The sequence below is a fragment of the Zoogloea sp. 1C4 genome (assembly GCF_009469605.1).
GTDB lineage: Bacteria > Pseudomonadota > Gammaproteobacteria > Burkholderiales > Rhodocyclaceae > Zoogloea > Zoogloea oryzae.
This window is the reverse complement of sequence record NZ_SSXU01000020.1, coordinates 1-23,566: the sequence shown is the minus strand read 5'-3', so window position 1 is coordinate 23,566 and position 23,566 is coordinate 1. Positions and strand designations below refer to the sequence as shown.

22 protein-coding genes are annotated in these 23,566 nt (G+C 67.0%); 13 read left to right on the top strand and 9 right to left on the bottom strand.

What is annotated here, in order from left to right:
• Positions 1-73: 73 nt before the first annotated feature.
• Entirely contained in the window at positions 74-2,017 is a 1,944-nt protein-coding gene (locus GH681_RS18495) for an ATP-binding protein (RefSeq protein ID WP_153163019.1), read from the top strand.
• 177 nt (positions 2,018-2,194) lie between these two features.
• Positions 2,195-2,863, top strand: a complete 669-nt coding sequence (locus tag GH681_RS18490; RefSeq protein WP_153163018.1) for a pseudouridine synthase — start codon at positions 2,195-2,197, stop codon at positions 2,861-2,863.
• Between the two features lie 10 nt (positions 2,864-2,873).
• Here GH681_RS18490 and GH681_RS18485 read toward each other — a convergent pair whose 3' ends face one another.
• Positions 2,874-3,941: an ABC transporter ATP-binding protein gene (locus GH681_RS18485; RefSeq protein ID WP_153163017.1), complete on the bottom strand. Its 1,068-nt coding sequence runs from the start codon at positions 3,939-3,941 to the stop codon at positions 2,874-2,876.
• Between the two features lie 40 nt (positions 3,942-3,981).
• Here GH681_RS18485 and GH681_RS18480 point away from each other — a divergent pair, with 40 nt between their 5' ends.
• A complete protein-coding gene (locus GH681_RS18480; RefSeq protein WP_153163016.1) occupies positions 3,982-5,646 on the top strand; it encodes an iron ABC transporter permease in 1,665 nt (554 codons plus the stop codon).
• Between the two features lie 76 nt (positions 5,647-5,722).
• On the opposite strand, the gene GH681_RS18475 is transcribed toward GH681_RS18480, so the two are convergent.
• From GH681_RS18475 to GH681_RS18460, 4 genes are all read right to left on the bottom strand, one after another.
• The gene (locus GH681_RS18475; RefSeq protein ID WP_153163015.1) at positions 5,723-6,739 is read right to left on the bottom strand and encodes a Fe(3+) ABC transporter substrate-binding protein; all 1,017 of its coding nucleotides are present in this window, start codon (positions 6,737-6,739) and stop codon (positions 5,723-5,725) included.
• Between the two features lie 94 nt (positions 6,740-6,833).
• Entirely contained in the window at positions 6,834-7,055 is a 222-nt protein-coding gene (locus GH681_RS18470) for a 2-hydroxymuconate tautomerase family protein (RefSeq protein WP_153163014.1), read from the bottom strand.
• Positions 7,056-7,084: 29 nt separating this feature from the next.
• The gene (locus GH681_RS18465) at positions 7,085-7,480 is read right to left on the bottom strand and encodes a tautomerase family protein (RefSeq protein ID WP_153163013.1); all 396 of its coding nucleotides are present in this window, start codon (positions 7,478-7,480) and stop codon (positions 7,085-7,087) included.
• Positions 7,481-7,516: 36 nt separating this feature from the next.
• Positions 7,517-8,692, bottom strand: a complete 1,176-nt coding sequence (locus tag GH681_RS18460) for a YbfB/YjiJ family MFS transporter (protein ID WP_153163012.1) — start codon at positions 8,690-8,692, stop codon at positions 7,517-7,519.
• A 98-nt stretch (positions 8,693-8,790) separates the two neighbouring features.
• Between GH681_RS18460 and GH681_RS18455 the strand changes: the two genes are divergently transcribed.
• Positions 8,791-9,693 carry a LysR family transcriptional regulator gene (locus GH681_RS18455; RefSeq protein WP_153163011.1) on the top strand — a complete coding sequence of 301 codons (903 nt, stop codon included), beginning with the start codon at positions 8,791-8,793 and terminating at the stop codon, positions 9,691-9,693.
• Positions 9,690-10,301 (top strand): DUF938 domain-containing protein, encoded by a 612-nt coding sequence (locus tag GH681_RS18450; RefSeq protein ID WP_228111978.1) that lies wholly within the window; start codon positions 9,690-9,692, stop codon positions 10,299-10,301. The genes GH681_RS18455 and GH681_RS18450 overlap by 4 nt, the downstream gene beginning before the upstream one ends.
• A gap of 4 nt (positions 10,302-10,305) precedes the next feature.
• On the opposite strand, the gene GH681_RS18445 is transcribed toward GH681_RS18450, so the two are convergent.
• The 3 genes from GH681_RS18445 to pyrF all read right to left on the bottom strand — a co-directional run bounded on the left by GH681_RS18445 (position 10,306) and on the right by pyrF (position 12,750).
• On the bottom strand, positions 10,306-10,830 hold the full coding sequence (locus GH681_RS18445) for an SHOCT domain-containing protein (protein WP_153163010.1): 525 nt from the start codon (positions 10,828-10,830) through the stop codon (positions 10,306-10,308).
• Between the two features lie 51 nt (positions 10,831-10,881).
• Positions 10,882-11,760 (bottom strand): transglutaminase family protein, encoded by an 879-nt coding sequence (locus tag GH681_RS18440; protein ID WP_153163009.1) that lies wholly within the window; start codon positions 11,758-11,760, stop codon positions 10,882-10,884.
• Between the two features lie 171 nt (positions 11,761-11,931).
• On the bottom strand, positions 11,932-12,750 hold the full coding sequence (pyrF, locus tag GH681_RS18435; protein WP_153163008.1) for an orotidine-5'-phosphate decarboxylase: 819 nt from the start codon (positions 12,748-12,750) through the stop codon (positions 11,932-11,934).
• A 417-nt stretch (positions 12,751-13,167) separates the two neighbouring features.
• Here pyrF and GH681_RS18430 point away from each other — a divergent pair, with 417 nt between their 5' ends.
• The 5 genes from GH681_RS18430 (at position 13,168) to GH681_RS18410 (ending at position 19,700) form a co-directional block, all read left to right on the top strand.
• Positions 13,168-14,400, top strand: a complete 1,233-nt coding sequence (locus tag GH681_RS18430) for a porin (protein WP_153163007.1) — start codon at positions 13,168-13,170, stop codon at positions 14,398-14,400.
• Between the two features lie 139 nt (positions 14,401-14,539).
• Positions 14,540-15,025: a DUF302 domain-containing protein gene (locus GH681_RS18425; protein ID WP_228111977.1), complete on the top strand. Its 486-nt coding sequence runs from the start codon at positions 14,540-14,542 to the stop codon at positions 15,023-15,025.
• An 82-nt stretch (positions 15,026-15,107) separates the two neighbouring features.
• A complete protein-coding gene (parE, locus tag GH681_RS18420) occupies positions 15,108-17,069 on the top strand; it encodes a DNA topoisomerase IV subunit B (RefSeq protein WP_153163006.1) in 1,962 nt (653 codons plus the stop codon).
• A gap of 353 nt (positions 17,070-17,422) precedes the next feature.
• Positions 17,423-19,483 carry a carbon starvation CstA family protein gene (locus tag GH681_RS18415; RefSeq protein ID WP_153163005.1) on the top strand — a complete coding sequence of 687 codons (2,061 nt, stop codon included), beginning with the start codon at positions 17,423-17,425 and terminating at the stop codon, positions 19,481-19,483.
• 13 nt (positions 19,484-19,496) lie between these two features.
• Complete coding sequence (locus GH681_RS18410) at positions 19,497-19,700, top strand: YbdD/YjiX family protein (RefSeq protein ID WP_153163004.1); 204 nt, start codon at positions 19,497-19,499, stop codon at positions 19,698-19,700.
• Positions 19,701-20,159: 459 nt separating this feature from the next.
• On the opposite strand, the gene GH681_RS18405 is transcribed toward GH681_RS18410, so the two are convergent.
• Positions 20,160-21,311 (bottom strand): glycerophosphodiester phosphodiesterase, encoded by a 1,152-nt coding sequence (locus GH681_RS18405; RefSeq protein WP_153163003.1) that lies wholly within the window; start codon positions 21,309-21,311, stop codon positions 20,160-20,162.
• Positions 21,312-21,540: 229 nt separating this feature from the next.
• On the opposite strand from GH681_RS18405, the gene GH681_RS18400 reads away from it, so the two are divergent.
• From GH681_RS18400 to GH681_RS18390, 3 genes are all read left to right on the top strand, one after another.
• Entirely contained in the window at positions 21,541-22,578 is a 1,038-nt protein-coding gene (locus GH681_RS18400; RefSeq protein ID WP_153163002.1) for a GTP-binding protein, read from the top strand.
• Between the two features lie 71 nt (positions 22,579-22,649).
• Entirely contained in the window at positions 22,650-23,141 is a 492-nt protein-coding gene (locus GH681_RS18395; protein ID WP_153163001.1) for a hypothetical protein, read from the top strand.
• A complete protein-coding gene (locus GH681_RS18390; protein ID WP_153163000.1) occupies positions 23,138-23,473 on the top strand; it encodes a hypothetical protein in 336 nt (111 codons plus the stop codon). Before GH681_RS18395 ends, GH681_RS18390 begins: the two co-directional genes overlap by 4 nt.
• The last annotated feature ends 93 nt before the right edge of the window (positions 23,474-23,566 follow it).

Here is a 23,566-nt window from a genome sequence, read left to right as displayed (position 1 = left end):
GCCGACCGCTTCGCCGCCGTTCTTCAGTCGTCTCAGACGCAGCCTCCATGAGCTTCCGATCAAGCACCAGGTGGTGCTGATTGCCTTTGTGACGACCTCGCTCGCGCTGATCGTCGCGCTGCTGTGTCTCGTCGTGGGCGAAGTGGACGCCGCAGCCGACGCGCGCCACGAGAGTGCCGAGCGGCTCACGCGCCTCGTCGGCCTGCACACCAGCGATGCCCTGCTGCGCGGCGCGCCGGCCGAGGCTGCCGAGATGCTGGCCGTGCTGGGCGCCGACCGGGACGTGATCGCCGTCACCATCCACGATGCCGCCGGCGGCGAGTTCGCCCGCTACCGCAGCCCGCTGGCCAACCACGCCGACTTCCTCTCCGCCATCGCCAGCCACCATGCCGACAAGCCCGGCCCCGATGTGCCCCTGGACGCTGGCGCCCAACCGCTGCTGGCACTGACCGATGCGCCCTTCCTCGAGATCGCCCGGCCCATCCGCGCCGGCAACCGCGATCTCGGCACCATCGAGGCGTACTTCGACCTCTCTCCCCTCAATCGCCTGATCCGCGAGCGGATCGCCACCGCCGCGATCATCCTCGTGGCTGCCGGGCTCCTCGCGTGGCTGATGGCCGCCCGTCTCCAGCGGCTGATCGCCGCGCCGATCGAGGACTTCGCCCACCACATTGGCAAGGTCACCCACACCGGTGACTACAGCGTGCGCGCAGCGCCGGTCGGATGCAATGAGATTGGCACGCTGATGCATGGTTTCAACGCCATGCTCGACCAGATCGAGAGCGGCCACACCCAGTTGCTGGAGGCGCGGGATTCCGCCGAGGAAGCCAGCCGGGCCAAATCCATGTTTCTCGCCACCATGAGCCACGAGATCCGCAACCCGATGAACGGCGTCATCGGCATGGCTGATCTCCTCGCCTTCACCCGGCTCGACGAGGAGCAGCAGCACCTCCTGCGCCACATTCGCATCTCGGCCGACAGCCTGATGCGGGTGATCAACGACATCCTCGATTTCTCCAAACTCGAAGCCGCCCGCATGGACGTGGAAGCGGTGTGGTGCAACCCGCGGGAGATCATCGAGGATATCGCCGCCTTCTTTCAGTTTCAGGCGGCCGACAAGGGCCTGATGATCCGCTGCCGGATCGCCGGCGACCTGCCCGCCTCGGCCAAGATCGACCCGATCCGCCTGCGCCAGGTGCTGGGCAACCTCATCGCCAACGCCATCAAGTTCACCAGCAGCGGCGAGATCGTACTGAGCGTCGATCAGCGGTATCTGGATGGCGGCGACGACACATCGCTGTCGTTCTTCCATTTCAGCGTGCGCGATAGCGGCATCGGCATCGAGCCGGCCGTGCTGCCGCGGCTGTTCACCCCCTTCACCCAGGCCGACAGCTCCTACGCCCGGCGCTTTGGCGGCACCGGGCTGGGCCTCGCGATCTGCCAGCAGCTGGTGGATCTGATGGGCGGCGAGATCGGCGTGGAGAGCACGCCGGGCGAAGGGTCGAACTTCTGGTTCACGATCAGCGCGCCGGTTCAAAGCGCCGCCGCCGAACCCGCCTCCGCGCCGGCCCACCCCCTCGACACCCGCGAGAGCGCCACGCAGCTGGCCGGCCTGCGGGTGCTCGTGGCCGATGACGACGCCCTCAGCCAGGTGCTCGCCACCGCCCAGCTGGCGCAGTTCCACTGCGAAGTCACCACCGCTGCCAACGGGGTCGAAGTCCTCGAACTGCTCGAACGCCGCGCCTTCGACCTGATCCTGATGGACGGCCAGATGCCGGTGCTCGACGGCTACGACACCACCCGCCGCATCCGCGAACTGGAAATGATCGGCCGGCTGCCCCAGCGCACCGCCATCGTCGCGATGACCGGCAACGTGTCCGAGCACGCCCTCGCCCGGGAATGCGGGATGGACGACTTCCTCGCCAAGCCCTACAGCCAGGGCGCGCTGCGGGATGTGCTGGTCCGCCATCGCCCGAAGGCGCGGGCTGGCAACACCACGCTGGATTCAGCCGCCTGAAAAGTAAGGAATTCGGGCTGATCTTTTACTCCCGGTACAAAACGCCCGTTCGGCACCGGTGCTGATAGCTGCCCACATTCGATCCACCGCTTTTCCCGCGCCAATCCACAGACTTATCCACACGCGGCGGCCCCTGTGCCAGAATGCGGCCCCCGCCGTCGCCACCCCGCTCCACCCATGTCGCTACCGCCGCCGCCGGTTTATGCGCCGCCTGCCGGACCGCTGAAGATCGTCCATCAGGACGAGGTCCTGATCGTCCTCGACAAGCCCTCCGGATTGCTGTCGGTGCCGGGCCGCGGCCCCGCCCACGCGGACAGCCTGGCCAGCCGGGTTCAGGCGGAATTCCCCGACGCGCGCATCGTCCATCGCCTCGACATGGCGACGTCGGGCCTCATCGTTTTGGCCCGGGGCGCGGCGATGGAGCGGGCGCTCAGCATCGCCTTCCAGAAACGTCAGGTGGAAAAACTTTACGTGGCGGTGGTGGCCGGACAGATCGCCGAAGACAGCGGCGAGATCGACCTGCCCCTCATCACCGATTGGCCCAACCGGCCGCGGCAGAAGGTGGATTTCGAACTGGGCAAGCCGTCCCTCACCGGCTTCGAGGTGCTGGCCCGCGACGCTGCGCGTAACACCAGCCGGGTGGCGCTCACCCCCCACACCGGCCGATCCCACCAGCTGCGGGTGCATCTGCTGGCCATCGGCCATCCGATCCTGGGGGATGATCTTTACGGCGACGCGGCGAGCCGGACGGCTGCGCCGCGCTTGCTCCTGCACGCGACGCGTCTCGCCCTGCTCCACCCGTTGAGCGGGGCGCAACTGACACTGGAAAGCCCGCCGGACTTCTGACCGGCAGCGCTCAGGCGCCGTGCCGGAAGGCGATCACGTGGTCGGCCTCCAGCCGCACCCCGATCGCCTCGCCAAGGGCGTGGTTGTGGTGGGACGGCACCAGCGACAGCACCTCGGTGCCGCTGGCCAGGCGCAGGGTGTATAGGATGTCGGCGCCGCGAAAGGCCTTGTGACGCACCTCGGCGCGGGTCGGGCTGGCGTCGTCGTGGATCACGTCGTCGGGACGCAGCAGCACATCCACGCCACAGCCCTTGCCGCAGGCGGCACAGCCCACGCTGCACTCCACCGGCACGCCAGAGTTGAGCTCACCCAGCTCGATCCTCACCCGATTGGCGTCGAGCACGGTGCCCGGCACGAACACGCCCTTGCCGACAAAATCGGCCACGAACCGGTTGGCCGGCCGGTGGTAGAGGTTGTAGGGCGTATCCCATTGCTGGATGCGCCCCTCGTACATCACGCCGATCTCGTCGGCCATCGCGAAGGCCTCGTGCTGGTCGTGGGTGACCAGCACCGCGGTCATGCCCTCGCTCTTGAGGATCTCGCGCACCTCGACCGACAGCCGTTCGCGCAGATCCACGTCGAGGTTTGAAAACGGTTCGTCGAGCAGCACCAGCTCGGGCCGAGGCGCCAGCGCCCGGGCCAGCGCGACACGCTGCTGCTGGCCGCCGGAAAGCTCGTGGGGAAACTTGCGCCCCTGACCCGCCAGGCCCACCGTGGCGAGCAGCGATTCGACCCGCTGCCCGCGCTCGGCCGCCGACACGCCGCGCAGGCCAAAGCCCACGTTGTCCTCGACGGTGAGGTGAGGAAACAGCGCGTAATCCTGGAACACCATGCCAACCCGCCGGCGCTCGGGCGGCACCCGGAAGCCGGCACGGCTCATGGATTGGTCGTGGATCAGGATCTCGCCACCGGAGACCTCCTCAAAGCCGGCGATGCAGCGCAGCAAGGTCGTCTTGCCGCAACCCGACGGCCCCAGCAGGCAGGCGATGCTACCCTGCTCCAGGCGAAAATCGACGCCATTGACGACGGTGTGCTGGCCGTAGCGCTGGGCAACCGCCTTGAGTTCTAGCTTGGACATGCAATCAATTATAATTCTCATCCAGGCCAAAAAGAATGCCATGAGCTCACGACTTCCTTCTCCGCCGCTCGGCGCGGTTTCCCGACATCTCTCGCCGCTGGTCATCACGGCGCTAGCGGTTGCGCTGCTGGCCGGATTGCCTGTTGCCAGCGTGGGTTTCAACCTGCTCGCCGGTGGCACCAGCGCCACCTGGAGCCACCTCGCCGCCACCGTGCTGCCCGAATACATCCAGAACTCCCTGGCCCTGTGCCTGGGCGTGGGCGTGGGTGTGGCGACCGTCGGCGTCGCCACCGCGTGGCTCACCACGATGCATGACTTCCCGGGCCGGCGCGTGTTCGACTGGGCGCTGGTGCTGCCCCTGGCGATGCCGGCCTACGTGATGGCCTATGTTTACACCGATTTCCTGCAGTTTGTCGGCCCGGTGCAGACGGCCCTGCGCGACGCCTTCGGCTGGGAGTTCGGCGACTACTACTTTCCCGACATCCGCACCCTGCCCGGCGCGATGCTGATGTTCGTCTTCGTGCTCTACCCCTACGTCTATCTGCTCGCTCGCACGGCATTTCTGGAGCGGGCCGGCGGCGTGCTGGAGGCTGCGCGTACCCTGGGCATCGGGCCGTGGCGGGCGTTCTTCAGCGTATCGCTGCCGCTGGCCCGCCCAGCCATCGCTGCCGGCGTGGCGCTGGCCTTGATGGAAACCCTGGCCGACTACGGCACGGTGGCCTACTTCGCGGTCAACACCTTCACCACCGGCATCTACCGGGCGTGGTTCTCCCTCGGCGACCGGATCGCCTCGGCCCAGCTGGCGGCGATCCTGCTTGGCTTTGTGCTGCTGCTGGTGGCCATCGAGCGGATCACCCGCGGCCGCGCGCGCTATCACAACACCTCCAACCGGCATCGTCCGCCGGCGCCGCGCCTGTCGGGCGTGGCCGGGCTGGCGGCTACCCTCGCCTGCCTCACCCCGCTAGTGCTGGGCTTCCTGCTGCCGGGCGGGCTGCTGCTGCGGATGGCGCTGGGTGAAGGCGACGCCCAGTTCGGCGAGCGCTTCGTGATGCTGGGCCGCAACAGCTTCACCCTGGCGGGGACCACCGCGCTCATCGCCGTGCTGTTGGCGGTGCTGTTGGCCTATAGCGCGCGGCTGTCGAAGACGCTCCTCGCCACCGGCCTCAACCGGATGGTCGGCCTGGGCTACGCGGTGCCGGGCACGGTGATCGCGGTGGGCGTGCTGATCCCCGTCACCCGGCTCGACAACTGGCTGGCCGGGCAGTGGGAGGCGTGGTTCGGCACCAACCCGGGCCTGCTGCTTACCGGCGGCATCGCGGCGCTGATCTACGCCTACCTGGCGCGCTTCCTGTCGGTGGCGCTGCAGACCGTGGACGCCAGCCTCGCCAAGATCACCCCGAGCATGGACGACGCCGCCCGCAGTCTGGGTCTGGGCCAGGGGCACACCCTGCGCCGGGTGCATGTGCCCATCCTGCGGGGCAGCCTGTTCACCGCCGGGCTGCTGGTGTTCGTGGATGTGATGAAGGAGCTGCCCGCCACGCTGGTGATGCGCCCTTTCAACTTCGACACGCTGGCCACTCAGGCCTACACGCTGGCTTCCGACGAGCGGCTCGCCGAAGCCTCCACCGCCGCGCTGGCGATCGTCGCGGTGGGCCTGCTGCCGCTGATCGCCCTGTCCCGGCAGATCGCGCGGGATCGGAAGTAGCCGCTTCCATCCGCTCGCAAAAACAGAAACGCCCCGGCATTGCGGGGCGTTTCTGTTTGGTGCGGAAGCACCGCGATTACTTGTAGCCGGCCCGGTCGTAGATCATCTGGGCCTTCACCTGATACATCTCCAGCTTCTTTACCGGCAGGGTGTCGGCCTTGAACTTGCCGAGGGCGTCGAGGGCCTTGTTACTCACCTTGACCGAATCGACCACCGGCCACTCGTTGTTGCCGTCGGCAAAGTAGCGCTGGGCGTCGTCCGAGGCGAGGTATTCAAGGAACTTCACCGCGGCTTCCTTGTGCGGGGCGTACTTCAGCACGCCGGCGCCGGACACGTTGATGTGGGTGCCGGTGCTCGCCTGGTTGGGCCACACCACGCCAACCCGCTCCATCGCCTTCACGTCTTCCGGCTTGGTCGAGCGCATCATGCGGGCGATGTAATAGGTGTTGGAGAGCGCCACCTGGCATTCACCCGCCGCCACGGCCTTGATCTGGTCGGTGTCGCCGCCCTTGGGCGCGCGGGCAAAGTTGGCCACCATGCCGCGGGCCCACTCCTCGGCCCTGCCCTCGCCCTGGTGAGCGATCACCGAGGCGCCGAGGGACAGGTTGTAAGGGTGCGAACCCGAGCGGGAACACAGCTTGCCCTTAAGCGTGGGCTTCGCGAGGTCGTCATAATTACGCACCTCGTCGGCCTTCACGCCCAGCTTGTTGTAGATGATGACCCGGGCGCGGGTCGAGAACGAGAACCAGTCGTCCGCGCGAAGATGAGCCGGGATGCGCGATTCCAGCACCTTCGACTTCACCGGCACGAACAGGCCCAGCTCGTGGGCTTTGGCGAGGCGCGCGGCATCCACGGTGAGCAGGATGTCGGCCGGGCTGTTGGCGCCTTCGTTGCGGATGCGCTCGAGGAGCTCGTCTTCCTTGCCCTCAATCCGATTGATGCGGATGCCCGTCTGCTTGGTGAAGTCGCTGTAGAGCGCTTCATCCGTCTGGTAATGCCGGGCCGAGTAAAGGTTGAGTTCCTTGTCGTCGGCCTGGGCGCCGAAGGCGATGCCAGCGAGGGCTGCGGCGAGCACGGTGGACTTGCAGTTCATCGGTTGGACTCCGGAAAAAATGGCGCATACGAAAATTCGATGCACCGAGTCTAACCAGACTTCCTGAAAATGTAAATGCGACTGATTCTCAAACTCATATCTCGCCGCGCGCGGCTTTCGCGGCCGCGCGCAGCTTTGTCACCGGCTCGCCGCCGATGCCCCAGTTGTCGGTTTCCACCTCGTCGATGATGACGAAGGTGGTCGAGCGGTTCTTGCCCAGCACGTCCTGAAGGAGCTGGGTGACGCCTTCGATCAGCGCGGCCTTCTGTTCGGCGGTGGCGCCTTCGCGGGTGATGCGGATGTTCACGTAGGGCATGGTTTCTCTCCGGGGTCGGGTGGGTTGGCTTACAGCATCTGGCTGTGGATGAAACGGTATTCCTGGGTTTTGCCCGAATAGCCCCAGGCGTCGGCGGGCGGTTCGTGGAGGGTCACGTAGCTCGCCGGGTTCAGCCCGGGCAGCGCCGCGGCCAGCGCCTCGAAGGCGGCGCGGATGAAGGCCGCCTTCTGGGCCTTGGTGTTGGTGCCCTCGGTGATGCGGATCTCCAGCACTGCGCCAGACTCCCCTGCCTCCAGCACCGCGCCGCCCACGAACCAGCCACTCACCGGCAGAGGTTCGATGGCGACCACGGTCAGCTCGCGCTTCTTGCCGAGCAGATCAACGGTGATACGGGTAAGCGTCGCTGCAAGCTCTGCGGTGGCGACGGCAGCGGGCGAGGCGTAGGCGAGTTTCAGATAAGGCATGGTGAGTTCTCCTTTGCGTGTGAGATGGATAACCGATCAGCCCAGCCGCTCCCGGCGGCGCGAGACTTCCAGCAGCAGTGCGCTCAGCACCAGCGCGGCGGCGGCCAGCAGCACCGGCAGTTCGAAGCCGGCGTCGCGCCCGCGCACCGCCACCAGCAGCGGCCCGACGATCTGCCCGACGCCATAACAGGCGGTGATCAGCCCGATCCGGCGGGCGGTGGTCTGGGCGTCCGGCACCCGCGCCAGCCACTGGGCCAGCCCGGCGATGCCCATGAAGGTGCCGCCCAGCAGCACCGCGCCGGCCATCGCCGAGGCCACCCCATCCACCAGCACCGGCAGCGCCACGCCGACGGCCTGGATCAACGTCGCGGCGATCAGCACCGGATACACGCCGCGGCGGAACGACAGCCGCACCCACAGGGCGGTAGCCGGCAGCGCCGCGAGGCCCACCACCAGCCAGCCGGTGAGCGCCGCGTCGGCGGTGCCCGACTGGCTGCGCAGGATGGTCGGCAGGAAGGTTGCATTGACGATGTAGCCAAACCCGGCCAGCCCGTAAGCCGCCGCCAGCCACCCCAGCGGTGGCGCCACCGCAGGGGTGACGGGCGCTGCGCCCGCAAGCGGTACCACGCGCCCGCGGGGCACCAGCACGGCGCCCACCACCAAAGCCGCCACGCCGGCCACCAGGCCCAGCATCCGCCACCCGACAAGAGCGCCGCCGGCAAGGTTCTGCGCGACGATGGCCGAGGTGACGATACCCGCGCCGACACCCATGTAATGCAGCGCGCTCCACCCCGCCGCGCCCACGTCGGCCAAACTGCGCAGCACGATGCCGGTGGCGTAGACATAAACCGCCGCGCTCGCCACGCCCGACACGAAGCGCAGCGCGCACCAGCCGCCAAAGCCCAGGTCGACGCTCATCGCCAGAGTGGTGAGCACACTGGCGATGAGTCCGCCAGCCAGCCGACGGGCCGGATCGGCGTTGCGGCTGAAGGCCGCCCACAGCGCCCCTGCCAGGTAGCCCAGGTAGTTCATCGCGGCCAGCAGGCCGGCGCTGCCGATGTCCACCAGCCCGTCATCGCGCATCTGGGGGAGCAGCGCGGTAAAGGCGAAGCGGCCAATGCCCATGGCCAGCAGCAAGGAGAGCAGCCCGGCGGCGGCAATGACCGGCGGGCTGGACAGGACGGATGGAACTGGAACGGTGGTGCTGCGCATGACGGCTCTCCCGGTTTCGGATGCGTGCAGGTTACGCGCGACAGATCAGCACTAAAAATGATTTAATAGGATCAACTCCATCACAAAAAGAGATGATCATGGATCTCGCCGATCTTCGCCTCTTTCGTGCCGTGGCCGAGGAAGGCAGCGTCACCCGCGCCGCCCAGCGCCTCCACACGGTGCAGTCCAACGTCACCACCCGCCTGCGCCTGCTGGAAGAAAGCCTTGGCACCCCGCTGTTTGACCGCATCAATCGGCGTTTGGTGATCACGCCGGCCGGAAGCCTGCTGGAAAGCTACGCCGACCGCCTGCTCAATCTGGCCGACGAGGCCCGCGACGCCGTGCGCAGCGCCGCCGCACCGCAAGGGTTGCTGCGGCTGGGGTCGATGGAAACCACCGCCGCCACCCGCCTGCCGGCGGTGATCGCGGACTTCCGGCGGCGTCATCCCCAGGTCGAGCTGCGCCTTGCCACCTCCCACACCGCCGGGCTGGTGCAGGACGTGCTGGCCCATCAGCTTGATGCGGCCCTCGTCGCAGGCCCGATCAAGCATCCGGATCTCGAACAGCTGCCGGTAATCCGCGAGGAGCTGGTGCTCATCAGCGCCGCCGACTGGGCGCCGATCGCCTCCAGCGCCGATCTTGTCGCCCGCGGGCCGGTGGAGCTGATCACCTTCCGCGAGGGCTGCAGCTATCGCCAGCGCCTGCTCGACTGGCTGTGGCGCGACGGCGTGCCCATCGCCCGCACCAGCAGCTTCGGCACCTTCGAGGCGATCGTCGGTTGCGTGGCGGCGGGGATGGGGGTGAGCCTGGTGCCGCGGGCGATCATTGGCGGGCAGCTTGCCGGAACGGCCGGCGTGCTTCGGGTGCATCCGGTGCCGGATGACGTGGCGTGGGTGACGACGGTGATGATCTGGCACAAGGCCCGCAGCCGTCAGCCGGCGCGGGAGGCCTTTGCCGGCAGCCTTGCGGCGAAGCTCGGCGAACACGGAGCGCTGCAATGATGATGGAGATCCAGCCCGAGAAACCCTGGTCGGCCGCCTGCGAACGCAACCGCGGCCCGATCCTTGAGGTGCTGCGCGAGCACTTTGCCGACCGGCGTCGGGTGCTGGAGGTGGGCTCGGGCACCGGCCAGCACGCGGTACATTTTGCCGCAGCCCTGCCCCACCTCGTCTGGCAGACCAGCGACCGGCCCCAGTGGCTGGCGGGCATCCGCCTGTGGCTGAATCAGGCGGCGCTACCCAACACCCCGCTGCCGCTCGAACTGGACGTGACCCGCCCATGGCCGGCGGGCGGCTTCGACGCGGCGTTCTCGTCGAACACCCTGCACATCATGGGCTGGCCGGAGGTGGAGGCTTTCTTTGCCGGGCTCGATGGCGCGCTCGGCGCCGACGCGCTGCTGGCGATCTACGGGCCGTTCAATGAGGGGGGAAAGTTCACCAGCGAGAGCAACGCCGCCTTCGATGCGGCGCTGCGGGCCGACGATCCGAAGCGTGGCATCCGCGACCTGGAGGCCGTCGATGCCCTCGCCCGGGCCCGGGGCTTTGCGCTGGTGGAAGACCGGGCCATGCCCGCCAACAACCGCTGTGTGGTGTGGCGGCGCAGGCCCTGAAAGGTCAGGAGCGGTTGAGGCCGAGCAGCCCCATCGGGCCGTTGGAGGTGTTGAGCACCACGGAGCCGATGCCGCCGCCCTGCTGTTGCTGCACGCCGTAGATCGTCAGCGCGCCGGTGTCGAAGGAGAACACGTCACTGCCCACCTTCATCAAAAGCTTGGCAGAGTTGGGGAACCACGCGTAGGCCATGTCGTTCTGGCTGCCGGAGGTGGACGGATAGCCCAGCTCGGCGGGCCACCAGTTGGCGTTGTTCACAAAGTCGCCGCCGAAGGACGGCGCGGCCTGCTGCACCGGCTCGCGGTGCTGGGACAGATCGGTCAGCAGCGCGCCCACGCGCCACTTCAGGCCTTCGTTGAACATGTCGCCGATCATCATCATGCCGCCGCTCATCCACTGGCCCATGCCACCCAGCTCGGGGTGGCTGAACTGGGCCTGGCTGAAGCCGCCGGCCTGCAGCGCGGCATAGGCGGCGCGGCCGGCGTCGGCACTGAAACCGTGGCGGGCGGCGATGTCGTCGATGGTGCTCATGGGGGTTCTCCTGTCGGAATGATCTGAATTGGTTTGGCCGGTTCGGGCGCGTCAGGCTGTGATGGGGCCGTCGTCGGTGGACAGGGCTTCGGGCCGGCGGCGTGGGAGCTCGGCACCGGAAAACGCGTCTTCGATGGCGATGATCGAGATGTTGGGCGGCTCGGCACGCACGCCGCCGAAGATCGTCGCGTAGGAGACATCGGCGGCATCGCGGCCGACGCCGAAGCGCATCAGCCCCATGGGGATCGCGGTGCCGGACGGATCGAAGAGATACCAGCGGTCGCCAAGGAAGACTTCGACATAGGCGTGGAAATCGCTGGGGCCGAGGGCCGGGTCGGCGCCGTAGTCGATCCCGGTGGCAAAGCGCGCCGGCATGTTGAGCGCGCGGCACAGGGCGATCATCAGGTGGGCGAAGTCGCGGCACACGCCAACCCGGTCGTGCAGCGTATCCACCGCCGAGGTGCTGGCGTTGGTGGTGGCCGACTTGAAGCGCACATGGCTCGCCACCCAGTCGCAGATGGCCTTGACCCGGGCATAGCCGGGCCGCAACTGCCCGAACTCGCGCAGCGCCACGTCAAACAGACGGTCGGACTGACAGTAGCGACTGGGGTAGAGATAGGTGAGCACTTCGGCCGGCAGACGCGAGACGGGCTGCTCGGCGATGAGCTCGGGCGCCGCCACGTGGTGCTGGACTTCGACCGTGGCGCTGTAGCGCAGGCGCAGCGGGCCGGGCTCGGCCTTCAGGCGCATGTAGCGGTTGGAAGTGGCGGCGTCGGTGTGCACCTGCGGCAGCAGGAACTGGCCGATCTCCATCATTTCCGTCAGCACCCGCTGACGACGGGTGTGCGCGGCGTGGATGTTGAAGATGAAGTCGCAACCGGGGGCAGCGACCTCGTAATTCAATTCCACCGAGAACTTCAGCCTGATCATGGGCATTCCAAAAGAGCGTGCTTTGACGCGGGATTGCGCCTGATTCAGCAAGACAAATAGGCTCCGCTCGGGCAGCGGCATGGCGCCGGCCCGGTTGCGAGACCCTTCATCCTACTCTGCGGCGCTGCAACATGGCGGGTTTTCTGCGCAGTTGAGCGGTTTTTGGGCCGATCAGCGGCGGTACAGATTGACTTCCTCGCGGGTCGCCAGGGCCACCTTGCGGGCGGCGTCGGCAAAATCCTCGCCTTTGCCGGCGTAGAGGATCGCCCGGGACGAGGAGATCATCAGCCCGGTGCCTGCGGCGGTGCGACCGGCCTTGACGGTGGCTTCCACATCGCCGCCCTGGGCGCCGATGCCGGGCACCAGCAGCGGCAGATCGCCCACGATGGCGCGCACGTCGGCGAGCTCCTGCGGGAAGGTCGCGCCGACCACCAGGGCGTTCTGGCCGTGGGTGTTCCACTTTCCAGCCACGAGTTCGGCCACGTGCTGGTAGAGCTTGCGGCCACCAGCGATCTCCAGGTTCTGCAGGTCGGAACCGCCCGGGTTGGAGGTGCGGCACAGCACGATCAGGCCCTTGTCGGCAAATTCGAGATAAGGCTCGACGGAATCGAAGCCCATGTAGGGATTGACCGTCAGCGCGTCGGCCTTAAAGCGCTCGAAGGCTTCGCGGGCGTACTGCTGGGCGGTGGCGCCGATGTCGCCACGCTTGGCGTCGAGCACCACGGGCACCTGCGGGTGCTTGTCGTGGATGTGGGCGATGAGATCCTGCAACTGGTCTTCGGCGCGGGCGGCGGCGAAGTAGGCAATCTGCGGCTTGAAGGCACAGGCGAGGTCGGCGGTGGCATCGACGATGCCCTTACAGAAGGCCAGCACGGCATCCGGGCGATCCTTCAGGTGGGCCGGGAAGCGGGCGACGTCCGGGTCGAGGCCGACGCACAGCAGGGAATCATGGCGCTGCCAGGCGGCAGCCAGCTTGGAACGGAAATCCATGGGGAGGGCGGGCCGGGTTCGGCCGGGGCAGTTGAGTGTCGGCCGCAATTTTACCAGCCCTGCGCACATCGACGGCCGCTGTGCAAAACGGCACATGTTGCGTCACAACATGCTCCACCCCGTTTCAGCGCCCTCGGGGCAGTTGTTCAGGAAATGAACAGCATAAATGTGACGAAAAATCACGTCCCCGCCGCGTCAAAACAAAAAATTCCTTTTCGTAACATAAGCTTGTTCTATTTTGATCCGGATCTGGCCCCGAGCTGGCACAGCCTTCGCAATGGGTAGTGCGCTCCGTAACGGCGTGTTTCAAGGCGCGATCGACGCTGGAATGCGACAACGGGAGGAGCGGAGCACAAGCGCAGGGCCGTGGCCGTTGCGCTGGTGAAATCAAACAGAAAATTCCGGAGACAAAAGATCATGAAGAAGTCCCTGCTGGCTCAGTCCGTCGCCCTCGCCTGCCTTGCCGCTGCCGCCGGTGGCGCCCAAGCCGTGAGCTTCACCCAGAACGATGTCACCCTCGACATCAACGGCACCATCAACGGCTTCTACGTCAACCGCGAGTCCAAGACCACCGTCGCCGGCGGTCCTGAGACCAAGACCCAGAACAGCGCCCTGACCAACGGCCTGCTGCCGGGTTGGATCAACTTCGTGGTCACCACCAAGGCCGCTGATCAGGACATCAAGGCTCACTTCAGCTTCGCCCCGGGTATCAACGATTCTTCGTCCGTGGTCGGCCTGCCCTCCACCGTCGGCACCGGCGCTGGCGCCGTGCCGGGCGCTTCCAGCCCGTACAGCCAGATCGACGTGCGTAACGTGTACTTCCAGTTTGGCAACAACGACTGGGGCACCCTGAAGTTCGGTCGTGACATCGGCCTGTTCGGCCAGAACATCATCCTGTCCGACATGACCCTGCTGGGCGTCGGCGGCACCTCCAACGCCGGCATCCCGTTCAACACCACCTTCGGCATGATCGGCCACGGTTACATGTACACCGGCTTCCAGGCCCAGATCACCTACACCACCCCGAACTTCGACGGCCTGCAAGCTTCTGCCGGCATCTTCCAGCCGAGCTCCTTCGCGGGCGACCAGACCAAGACCCCAGGCTTCCAGGCCAAGGTCGATTACGACTGGAAGGGCATGGCGCCGGGCAAGGTCTGGGGCGGCCTGATCACCCAGAGCACCAGCTGCTCCAAGGGCTCCACCTGTGACGGTGCCACCGGTAACCCGGACAAGTCCTTCACCGCTTCCGGCTACGAAATCGGTGCCAAGGCCAGCATGAACAACTTCGGCGCTGTCGCCTACGCCTTCACCGGCAAGGGCCTGGGCCTGTCCACCGTGGGCGCCCAGTTCTTCGGCGGCTCCGATGGCCTCGGCAACAAGACCGACTCCAAGGGCTACTTCCTGCAAGGTACCTACCAGTACAACAAGACCAAGTTCGGCATCAACTTTGGTCAGAACAAGGACAACGACGGCATCCTGGGTGCCGGCAACGAGCGCAAGAACAAGGCCTACACCCTGGGCGTCTATCACAGCCTGAACAAGTTCGTGACCCTCGTCGGCGAACTGAACCAGGAAAAGATCACCAGCACCGTGGATGACAGCGAAACCAAGAACCGCACCTTGTCCGCCGGCGCGATCCTGTTCTTCTAGGCTACACACATCGGATGGACGGGCCGCCACAGGCCCGCCATCGAAACAGTCTCTTGCTGTGTTCTCCCTCCTTCTGGCGCCCCCGTGGCGCCATCTTTTTTTGTATCGTCCGATCTTCGCCGTTCCACCGGAGCCGCCGATGTCGCACCCCTTCTTCACGGCCCTTGCCGCCCTCGCCTTTCTGCTCACCAGTCCGGCCGCCACGGCCGACGGCATCGTCGAGCAGCGCATCACCCCCAGCCGCTACGCCGACGCCCGCGAGGCGCTGGTGGATGCCATCGAGGCCGAAGGGTTGATTCCTTCCCCGCCGAGCGTCTTTGGTGACATGCTGTCCCGCACCGGCCCCGCGCTGGGCGAAGACAAGCCCGTCTATGCCCAGGCCGAGGTGCTCCACTTCTGCAGCGCCCGCATCGCCTGGCAGATGGCGAAGGAGAACCCCCTCAACGTGGCCCAGTGTCCCCTGTCGATGGCGATCTTCACCCTCCCCGGCGATCCGTCCACGGTGCGTCTGGCGTGGCGCACCGCGGTGGGTGACAGCCCCGGCGCCCGCGCCGCCAACGTCCTGCTCGCCCGCATCGCCCGGCAGACCGCCGACAACGCCGGGCGGGTGAGCATCCGCGACTGATCGCCGGGAGTCTCGCCCGAAGCCGCCTCCCACGGTATAGTCCGCACCGCTTCGAAAACCCCACCGGATTCACGCCTCAAGCATGACCCAGAAAACCTACACCGCCGAATCGATCACCGTTCTCAAGGGCCTCGAACCCGTCAAGCAGCGGCCGGGGATGTACACCCGCACCGAGAACCCGCTGCACGTGATCCAGGAAGTCATCGACAACGCCGCCGACGAGGCGATGGCGGGCTTCTGCCGCAAGATCGGCGTGACCCTGCATCTCGACGGCTCGGTGAGCGTTTCCGACGACGGCCGCGGCATTCCGGTCGAGATCCACCCGGTCGAGGGCGTGTCGACGGTCGAGGTGGTGTTCACCCGCCTCCACGCCGGTGGCAAGTTCAACAAGACCGATGACGACTCGGCCTACCGTTTCTCGGGCGGTCTGCATGGCGTGGGTGTGTCCGTCACCAATGCCCTCTCCCACCGGCTTGAGGTGGAAGTGGTACGCGACGGCGGCCGGCACCGGCTGGTGTTCTCGGGCGGCGACGTGATCGAACCCCTCACCCGCCTGGGCGATGCGCCCAAGAAGCAGAGCGGCACCACCGTGCGCGCCTGGCCCGACGCCAAGTACTTCGACGCCCCCGACCTGCCCCGCGCCGAGCTCGAGCGCCTGCTGCGCTCCAAGGCCGTGCTGATGCCGGGCCTCGAAGTGAGCCTCGCCATCGAAGGCGGCGACACCCGCACCTGGCTGTTCGAGGAAGGCATGCGCGGCTACCTGGGCGAAGCCCTCACCGACGAGCCGCTGATCCCGCTGTTCTCCGGCGAAAAGTTCGCCCCCAAGGGCGACGAGACGTTTGCGGCCGGCGAAGGCGCCTCGTGGGCCGTGGCGTGGACGCTGGAAGGCGCCCCGGTGCGCGAATCCTACGTGAACCTCATCCCCACCCCGGCCGGCGGTACGCACGAGGCTGGCCTGCGCGACGGCATCTTCACCGCCATCAAGAACTTCATCGACCACCACGCGCTCTTGCCCAAAGGCGTCAAGCTCACCGCCGACGACGCCTTCGGCCGCGCCTCCTTCCTGCTCTCCGCCCGGGTGCTCGACCCCAGCTTCCAGGGCCAGACCAAGGAGCGCCTCAACAGTCGCGACGCGGTGCAGCTGGTGTCACGGATGGTGCGCGACCCCTTCGAGCTGTGGCTCAACGAGCACGTGGATTACGGCAAGAAGCTCGCCGAGCTGGCCATCAAGGCCGCCCAGGCCCGCGCCCGCGCCGCGCAGAAGGTCGAGAAACGCAAGTCGTCCGGCGTGGCGGTGCTGCCCGGCAAGCTCTCGGATTGCGAATCCGAGGACATCGAGCGCAATGAGCTCTTTCTGGTTGAGGGCGACTCGGCCGGCGGCAGCGCCAAGATGGCCCGCGACAAGGACACCCAGGCCATCCTCCCCCTGCGCGGCAAGGTCCAGAACGCCTGGGAGGTGGACCGGGAGCGGCTCTTTGCCAACGCCGAAATCCACGACATCGCGGTGGCCCTGGGCGTCGATGCCCACACCCAGGATTCCGAGCCGGATCTCTCCGAGCTGCGCTACGGCAAGGTCATCATCATGTCGGACGCCGACGTGGACGGCTCCCACATCCAGACCCTGCTGCTCACCCTGTTCTTCCGCCACTTTCCCAAGCTCATCGAGCGCGGCCACATCTACGTGGCCCAGCCGCCGCTGTACCGCCTCGACGTGCCCGCCTCAGGCAAGAAGCGCCCGCCGCGCCGCCTCTACGCCCTGGATGACCAGGAGCTGGCCTCGCTCCGCGATCGCCTCGGCCACGAAGGCATCAAGCCCGAACACATCGAAGTGGGTCGATTCAAGGGCCTCGGCGAAATGAACCCCGAACAGCTCCGCGAAACCACCATGGACCCGGCCACCCGCCGGGTGTTGCCGGTGCACGTGCGCGGTGGCGCCTTCGAGGAAACCCAGCGCATGTTCACCCTGCTGATGGGCAAGGGCGAAGCCTCCGGCCGCCGGGCCTGGATGGAAGAGAAAGGCGACTCGGTCGAAGCCGACGTCTGATCCGTCCCCCACTCGCATCCACACGGCCGGGATCTCCTGGCCGTTTTTTCGCCTGCGTCAGGTTGGCGGCGACCTGCGTCCGGCCGAAGTCGGCGTGAGGCTCGATCGTCTGATCTCGGTCAACCTCACCCCATTGATGTGTAAAACCCTGATTGACCGTACGGACGCGTATGGAAGAATCCGCCCAGGTTGAGTTCGCGGTCGGGCCGCGGATTCAAGCCTGCAGCGGGTTGTGCCCCGACCCCGTGTGAGATCCAGTTTCAGCTCCCCGCGCAGCGTCGCCCCGAACTGTTGCTTCTTCTTTCTCGTCGGCCGGGCCCGCCCGCCCTTGCCAACAAGAAAAGAGGAAAGCCATGAACGCCATCCAGCGTCACCTGGGCTGGGGTGCTGTCGCCTTGCTGGGCGCCACTGCCACCGCCATCGTCGCGCTCAACCGCGGAGAGACCATCAACGCCCTGTGGCTGGTCATCGCCGCGGTATGCAGCTATCTCATCGCCTACCGCTACTACAGCCTGTTCATCGCCGAGAAGGTGATGGAGCTCGACCCCAAGCGCATGACCCCCGCCCTGCGTCACAACGACGGGCTGGACTACGTCCCCACCAACAAATACGTGCTGTTCGGCCACCACTTTGCCGCCATCGCCGGCGCCGGCCCGCTGGTGGGCCCGGTGCTCGCCGCCCAGATGGGCTACCTGCCGGGCATGCTGTGGATCCTCGCCGGCGTGGTGTTTGCCGGCGCGGTGCAGGATTTCATGATCCTGTTCATCTCCACCCGCCGCGACGGCCGCTCTTTGGGCGATCTGGTCAAATCCGAGCTCGGCGCCGTGCCCGGCGTGATCGCCCTGTTCGGCACCTTCATGATCATGGTCATCATCCTCGCGGTGCTGGCGCTGATCGTCGTGAAGGCGCTGGCCGAATCCCCGTGGGGCATGTTCACCGTCGCCGCCACCATCCCCATCGCGCTACTCATGGGCGTGTATAGCCGCTACATCCGCCCGGGCCGCATCGGCGAGATGTCGATCATCGGCTTCGTGCTGCTGATGGCCTCGATCATCTACGGTGGCGACATCGCCGCCAGCCCCACCTGGGGCCCGCTGTTCACGTTTGATGGCAAGCAGCTCACCTGGCTCCTGATCGGCTACGGCTTCGTCGCCTCGGTGCTTCCGGTGTGGCTGCTGCTGGCACCGCGGGATTACCTGTCCACCTTCCTGAAGATCGGCACCATCGTCGGCCTCGCCATCGGCATCGCCGTCGTGGCCCCCAACCTGCAGATGCCGGCCCTCACCAAGTTCATCGACGGCACCGGCCCGGTGTGGTCGGGCAGCCTGTTCCCCTTCCTGTTCATCACCATCGCCTGCGGCGCGGTGTCGGGTTTCCACGCGCTGATCTCCTCCGGCACCACCCCCAAGCTGCTGGACAACGAGAAGAACGCCCGCTTCATCGGCTACGGCGGCATGCTCATGGAGTCCTTCGTGGCGATCATGGCGCTGGTGGCCGCGTCGGTCATCGAGCCTGGCGTGTACTTTGCGATGAACAGCCCGGCCGCCGTGATCGGCAAGACCGCCGAAAGCGCCGCCCAGGTCATCAACCAGTGGGGCTTCGTGGTCACCCCCGAGATGCTGCTCCAGACCGCCCAGGATGTGGGCGAGAAGACCATCATCTCCCGCGCCGGCGGCGCTCCGACGCTGGCCGTCGGCATGGCCCACATCCTCTCCAACGCCCTCGGCGGCAAGGCGATGATGGCCTTCTGGTACCACTTCGCGATCCTCTTCGAGGCCCTGTTCATCCTCACCGCCGTGGATGCCGGCACCCGCGCCGGGCGCTTCATGCTGCAGGATCTGATGGGCACCTTCGTGCCGTCGATGCGCAAGATGGATTCCATCTTCGCCAGCCTCGTCGCCACTGCGCTGTGTGTGGCCGCGTGGGGCTACTTCCTGTATCAGGGCGTGGTCGACCCGCTGGGCGGCATCAACACCCTGTGGCCGCTGTTCGGCATCGCCAACCAGATGCTCGCCGGCGTGGCGCTCACCCTCGCCACCGTGGTGCTGTTCAAGATGAAGCGCCAGCGCTATGCGTGGGTCACCGTCACGCCCACCGTGTGGCTGCTGATCTGCACCCTCACCGCCGGCTGGCAGAAGGTCTTCCACGACAACCCGAAGATCGGCTTCCTGGCCAACGCCCACAAGTACGAAGCCGGCATCGCCCGCGGCGAAGTGCTGGCCCCGGCCAAGTCGCTGGACCAGATGCACCAGATCGTCACCAACAACTACGTGGATGCGGCCCTGGCGGGCTTGTTCATGCTGCTGGTGGTGAGCATCCTCGCCTACGCGATTCCCGCCTGCTTCCGCGCCCTGGGCAACAGCAAGCCGACGGCGGTGGAAACCCCGTTCGAGCCGATGCCGGCCAGCAACTGACGGAATCCGGCAGATGTTTGGCGACCTTGCCCGCATGGGCAAATACCTCGGCCAGGCCGCCCGCCTGATGGTGGGCGTGCCGGACTACGACACCTACGTGCAGCACATGCGCCTGACCCACCCGGACCAGCCGGTGATGACCTACGAGGCGTTCTTCCGGGAGCGTCAGGAGGCGCGGTATGGGGGTGGGGATGGGCGGCCGGGGCGGTGTTGCTGAAGGACGTGCCCGACCTTCGGGGTGGTGCTCCAGGCAATCCGACGCCCCCTCCCCGACAGGCAAGGTCGGACGTCGAACACCCTCTGTTGCCTTCCCGCGCATCCTCGGCGATGTCGCGCCACCCCCAGTGAGGCTGGCGCCCGGCCGAAGTCGCCTCATTTTTGGGCGACATCGGCTGATCGCCACCCCCTGCCCGGGTCGGCGCGCCCCCTCGGTCGCCTCCCGGGAAGTCGAGGTCGGCTCGCAACTCGTCGAAGTCGGAGGGCGGCGAGCCGACATCGGCTCCAGGTTCGTCCAGCCGAGGGTCGCGCGCAGCCGAAGTCGGGTGACAGATCCACGCGCAAGGCATCGCTGCCACCGCCGTCGGATGGGTGCCCTCCATCCCAGGAGAGCCAGGCAATCGACACGGCTTCGGGCGCAGGCGTCGCCCCTGCGCCCGACTTCAAGCCTGAGTGACGGTCAGCGGATGCCGTTGAGCGCGGCCACGCCGGTGGCGGGGAAATCGGTGAACACTCCGTCGATGCCCAGACGCATGTAGTACTGCATCTCGGCTTTCGGGTCGGCGAAGCCGTAGCCGCTGGCATCGTCACGGAAGGTCCAGGTGTGCACCAGCAGGCCCTTCTGGTGGGCCAACTCGATCACCCCGGTGCTGCCGTCCACCCGGCGGTCGTTGATGTTGAGGGTGGCGTCGCCGGTGCGCTCCACGCCGTCGCGCACCGTCTTCACCAGATAGGGTTTCCACGGCCCAACCGCATCGGCGTAGGTCTTCACAAAGTCCAGCCCGGTGGAGGTGAGCAGATCGGCAAAGCTGCGGGCGTCATTCTTCACCACGAAGTCGTAGGGCTTGTGGTACTGGGCCACCAGCGACATGCTGCCGTCGTCCTTCACGTCGTCGGCGTCGATCAGCTGCACAAGTCTGATGTTGGTCCTGGTGTTGAGGTATTGCAGGTTGCTCACCTCGAACGACTGAATGAACACCGGCGCACTTGCCACGTTGCCGTAGGCGGTGTGCAGGGTGGTCAGCAGCTTTTCCTCGAACACGTTGGCGCCAAAGCGCACCTCGTCGGCATGGAAGGTTGAGTGCTTGATCTCCGGATAGATGCCAACCGTGCGGCCCAGGCGGGCGCCTTCCGACTTGGCCAGGGCGATCACCTCGTCGAGGGTGGGGATGCCGAACAGCCCGTTGTACACCTGCGAACGGCTGGCGCGGGCCTGCACCGCGCGCAGGGTGCGGATCTCGGCCAGGGTGAAGTCGCTGGCAAAGTAAGCGGTGGTGGGCACGCCATCCACGTTTCGGGTGCTCATGCGCGACGCCGGAAACTTGGTCGCCACATCGGTGGTGCCATCGAGCATCGGCTCGTGGCGGGCGATCATCACGCCGTCCTTGGTCAGCACCAGATCGGGTTCGATGAAGTCGGCGCCCTGCTCGATGGCTGCCTTGTAGGATTCCAGCGTGTGCTCCGGCAGACTGCCCGACGCCCCCCGGTGGCCGATCACCAGCGGCGCACCACCGGAGAGGGTCTTGAACGCCGGCTGGCTGTCGTCGTCACTGCCGCCGCAGGCCTGGAGAAAGGCGAGGGAAAGAAGGGGAATCAGGATTTTGATCTTCATGGGAAGGGTCCGATCGAGGTGGGAGAGCGCTGCTTGCAAGGGTGATAGGTCCCGACCAATCTATCTCCCCGGAATTAAGGGCACGTGAACGCCCCGTGACGGCATCTGCCCGACGAAGCGAAAGCGCACCCGGCAGCCTGCGTCACGCCAATCGCGGGATTGATCCGCCCACCCGCGCGTGGCTGTGGCAAGCTGCGGGCCGTTTCCGTGTTTGCCGCGTACCGCAGCCATGACCAACCCCCTCGCCCTCCCCCGCCCACCGATCCGCGCGACGATCCTTACCGGCTTCCTCGGCGCCGGCAAGACGACGCTCCTCAACCGCTACCTCGCCACCCAGCCGGCTCGCCGCGTGGCGGTGCTGGAGAACGAGTTTGGCGCGGTGGGCATCGACGGGGGGCTGATCGCCGGCTCGCCCGCGGTCGAGGTGGTGGAGCTCACCGACGGCTGCATCTGCTGCAGCGTGCGGGGCGAGCTGTCGGTGGCGCTGGCGGATCTGGCCGACCGGCGGGACCGGGGCGAGCTGGACTTCGACCATCTGGTGCTGGAGACCACCGGCCTCGCCGATCCGGCGCCGGTGGCCCAGGCATTCTTCGTGGATGAGGGCGTGCGCGACCGCTACGAGCTGGACGGCATCCTCACCGTGGTCGATGCGATCCACGCCGGGCGGCAGCTCAACGAGAACCGCGTCGCTGCGGCCCAGATCGGTTTTGCCGACCGGGTGCTCCTCACCAAGACCGACGGCGTGGATGCCGACGCCCTCGCCGTGCTCCAGGATCGCCTCGTCCGCATCAACGCCCGGGCGCCGCTGGCGCCGGTGCCGGTGGCCGAGGCGGAGCTCGCCGCGTTGTTTGCGCTGGATGCCTTCGTGCTCTCCGACGTGCTAGAGCAGATTCCGGCCTTCCTGACCGACGCCACCCCCGCCGGCCTCACCCGCGGCGGCGGCAGCCACCGGGCCTTCGTGCGCCACGATGACGACATCGCGTCCATGGTGCTGCACCACGCCGGGGCGGTGGATGTGGGGCTGATGGGCAGTTTCGTGGAGGATCTGCTCCTCAGGCACGGCAACGACATGCTGCGCTACAAGGGCGTGCTGGCGGTGCGGGGCGAGGATCGCCGGTTGGTCTTTCAGGGCGTGCATCGCATCACTGGCTTTGATTACGGGCGGGATTGGGCCGCTGGCGAGGCCCGCGAGACGACCATCGTCGTCATCGGGCGGCGCCTGGATGAGGCCGCCATCACCGCCGCTTTCCGCCTCGCCTGCCGCTGATCCCGCCGGGGCCGGCATGCTGGCCCCATACTTGCTAAGCCCTCCGGAATCACTATTCCCCGGAGAGTTTCATGGTCCAGACAAGCCTCACCGAAGATCTCGTCGACTTCGGTGACCTGCCCGAACACGTCAACGCCCTGCTGCAACAGGGCGTCGCTGCCCATGCAAGCGACCCGGCCCGCGCCCGGGCCTGCTTCCGCGCGGCCATCGAGGTGGCGCCGGCGGTGCTGCCGTCTTACCGCTGCCTGTTCAAGCTGCAGAACAAGCTGCGGGATTTCGATTCCGCCTTCGACACGGCCACGGCCGGCCTCGCCCAGGCCGCGGCCCAGTGCGCCATGAGCCTCGACTGGCAAGGCTGGACGCCTGCCCAACGGGCTACCGCGCCGGAGCTGCCGGGGCGTTTCCTGCTGCAGTTTCTGAAGGCCCTGGCCTTCATCGAGCTGCGCCGGGGCAATGAGGACACCTCCGCCCGGGCGCTCGCCAAGCTGGAGGAGCTCGACCCCGAGGACGGCGTCGGCGGGTCGGTGGTGGCCGCCCTCCTCGCCAATCGGAAGCCGGTATGAGCACGGCGGCGAGCGGTCACAAAACCGACAATCCCCCGTTCAGCGTCACGGACACGACACACCGCGGCCTCGGCCGGCTGCTGGTGCTGCGCCTCGGTGACGCGCTGAAGGTGCGCCTCACGCCCATCGAAGCCCACACCCTGGCCCTGGCGATGTTTGCGGTGCGGGACGGACGCAGCCCCGAAAAGGAGCTGTTCTTCCGATTATGTCGAGTTCAGCATAAGCGCAATTATGTTCAGTCCGCGATTATGCGGAGTCGCCGGCGGCGTGGCTTGAAATGGCCGTGGCCAACACCTCTGCAGGCTCCGGTGGCGGATCTCGCCTGCGCATAATCATTGGTGGTTTCCTGTGGCTCCCATGCCTCACTCCAGGAGACCACCATGCCCACCGACCTCTGCTTGGCGCACCTTGTCCGCCGTGACTGG

Excerpts from the sequence above, each read along its gene's own strand:
- GH681_RS18490 (WP_153163018.1), top strand. The coding sequence starts at position 2,195 with ATGTCGCTACCGCCGCCGCCGGTTTATGCGCCGCCTGCCGGACCGCTG.
- GH681_RS18485 (WP_153163017.1), bottom strand. The coding sequence starts at position 3,941 with ATGTCCAAGCTAGAACTCAAGGCGGTTGCCCAGCGCTACGGCCAGCAC.
- GH681_RS18480 (WP_153163016.1), top strand. The coding sequence starts at position 3,982 with ATGAGCTCACGACTTCCTTCTCCGCCGCTCGGCGCGGTTTCCCGACAT.
- GH681_RS18475 (WP_153163015.1), bottom strand. The coding sequence starts at position 6,739 with ATGAACTGCAAGTCCACCGTGCTCGCCGCAGCCCTCGCTGGCATCGCC.
- GH681_RS18470 (WP_153163014.1), bottom strand. The coding sequence starts at position 7,055 with ATGCCCTACGTGAACATCCGCATCACCCGCGAAGGCGCCACCGCCGAA.
- GH681_RS18465 (WP_153163013.1), bottom strand. The coding sequence starts at position 7,480 with ATGCCTTATCTGAAACTCGCCTACGCCTCGCCCGCTGCCGTCGCCACC.
- GH681_RS18460 (WP_153163012.1), bottom strand. The coding sequence starts at position 8,692 with ATGCGCAGCACCACCGTTCCAGTTCCATCCGTCCTGTCCAGCCCGCCG.
- GH681_RS18455 (WP_153163011.1), top strand. The coding sequence starts at position 8,791 with ATGGATCTCGCCGATCTTCGCCTCTTTCGTGCCGTGGCCGAGGAAGGC.
- GH681_RS18450 (WP_228111978.1), top strand. The coding sequence starts at position 9,690 with ATGATGATGGAGATCCAGCCCGAGAAACCCTGGTCGGCCGCCTGCGAA.
- GH681_RS18445 (WP_153163010.1), bottom strand. The coding sequence starts at position 10,830 with ATGAGCACCATCGACGACATCGCCGCCCGCCACGGTTTCAGTGCCGAC.
- GH681_RS18440 (WP_153163009.1), bottom strand. The coding sequence starts at position 11,760 with ATGATCAGGCTGAAGTTCTCGGTGGAATTGAATTACGAGGTCGCTGCC.
- pyrF (WP_153163008.1), bottom strand. The coding sequence starts at position 12,750 with ATGGATTTCCGTTCCAAGCTGGCTGCCGCCTGGCAGCGCCATGATTCC.
- GH681_RS18430 (WP_153163007.1), top strand. The coding sequence starts at position 13,168 with ATGAAGAAGTCCCTGCTGGCTCAGTCCGTCGCCCTCGCCTGCCTTGCC.
- GH681_RS18425 (WP_228111977.1), top strand. The coding sequence starts at position 14,540 with ATGTCGCACCCCTTCTTCACGGCCCTTGCCGCCCTCGCCTTTCTGCTC.
- parE (WP_153163006.1), top strand. The coding sequence starts at position 15,108 with ATGACCCAGAAAACCTACACCGCCGAATCGATCACCGTTCTCAAGGGC.
- GH681_RS18415 (WP_153163005.1), top strand. The coding sequence starts at position 17,423 with ATGAACGCCATCCAGCGTCACCTGGGCTGGGGTGCTGTCGCCTTGCTG.
- GH681_RS18410 (WP_153163004.1), top strand. The coding sequence starts at position 19,497 with ATGTTTGGCGACCTTGCCCGCATGGGCAAATACCTCGGCCAGGCCGCC.
- GH681_RS18405 (WP_153163003.1), bottom strand. The coding sequence starts at position 21,311 with ATGAAGATCAAAATCCTGATTCCCCTTCTTTCCCTCGCCTTTCTCCAG.
- GH681_RS18400 (WP_153163002.1), top strand. The coding sequence starts at position 21,541 with ATGACCAACCCCCTCGCCCTCCCCCGCCCACCGATCCGCGCGACGATC.
- GH681_RS18395 (WP_153163001.1), top strand. The coding sequence starts at position 22,650 with ATGGTCCAGACAAGCCTCACCGAAGATCTCGTCGACTTCGGTGACCTG.
- GH681_RS18390 (WP_153163000.1), top strand. The coding sequence starts at position 23,138 with ATGAGCACGGCGGCGAGCGGTCACAAAACCGACAATCCCCCGTTCAGC.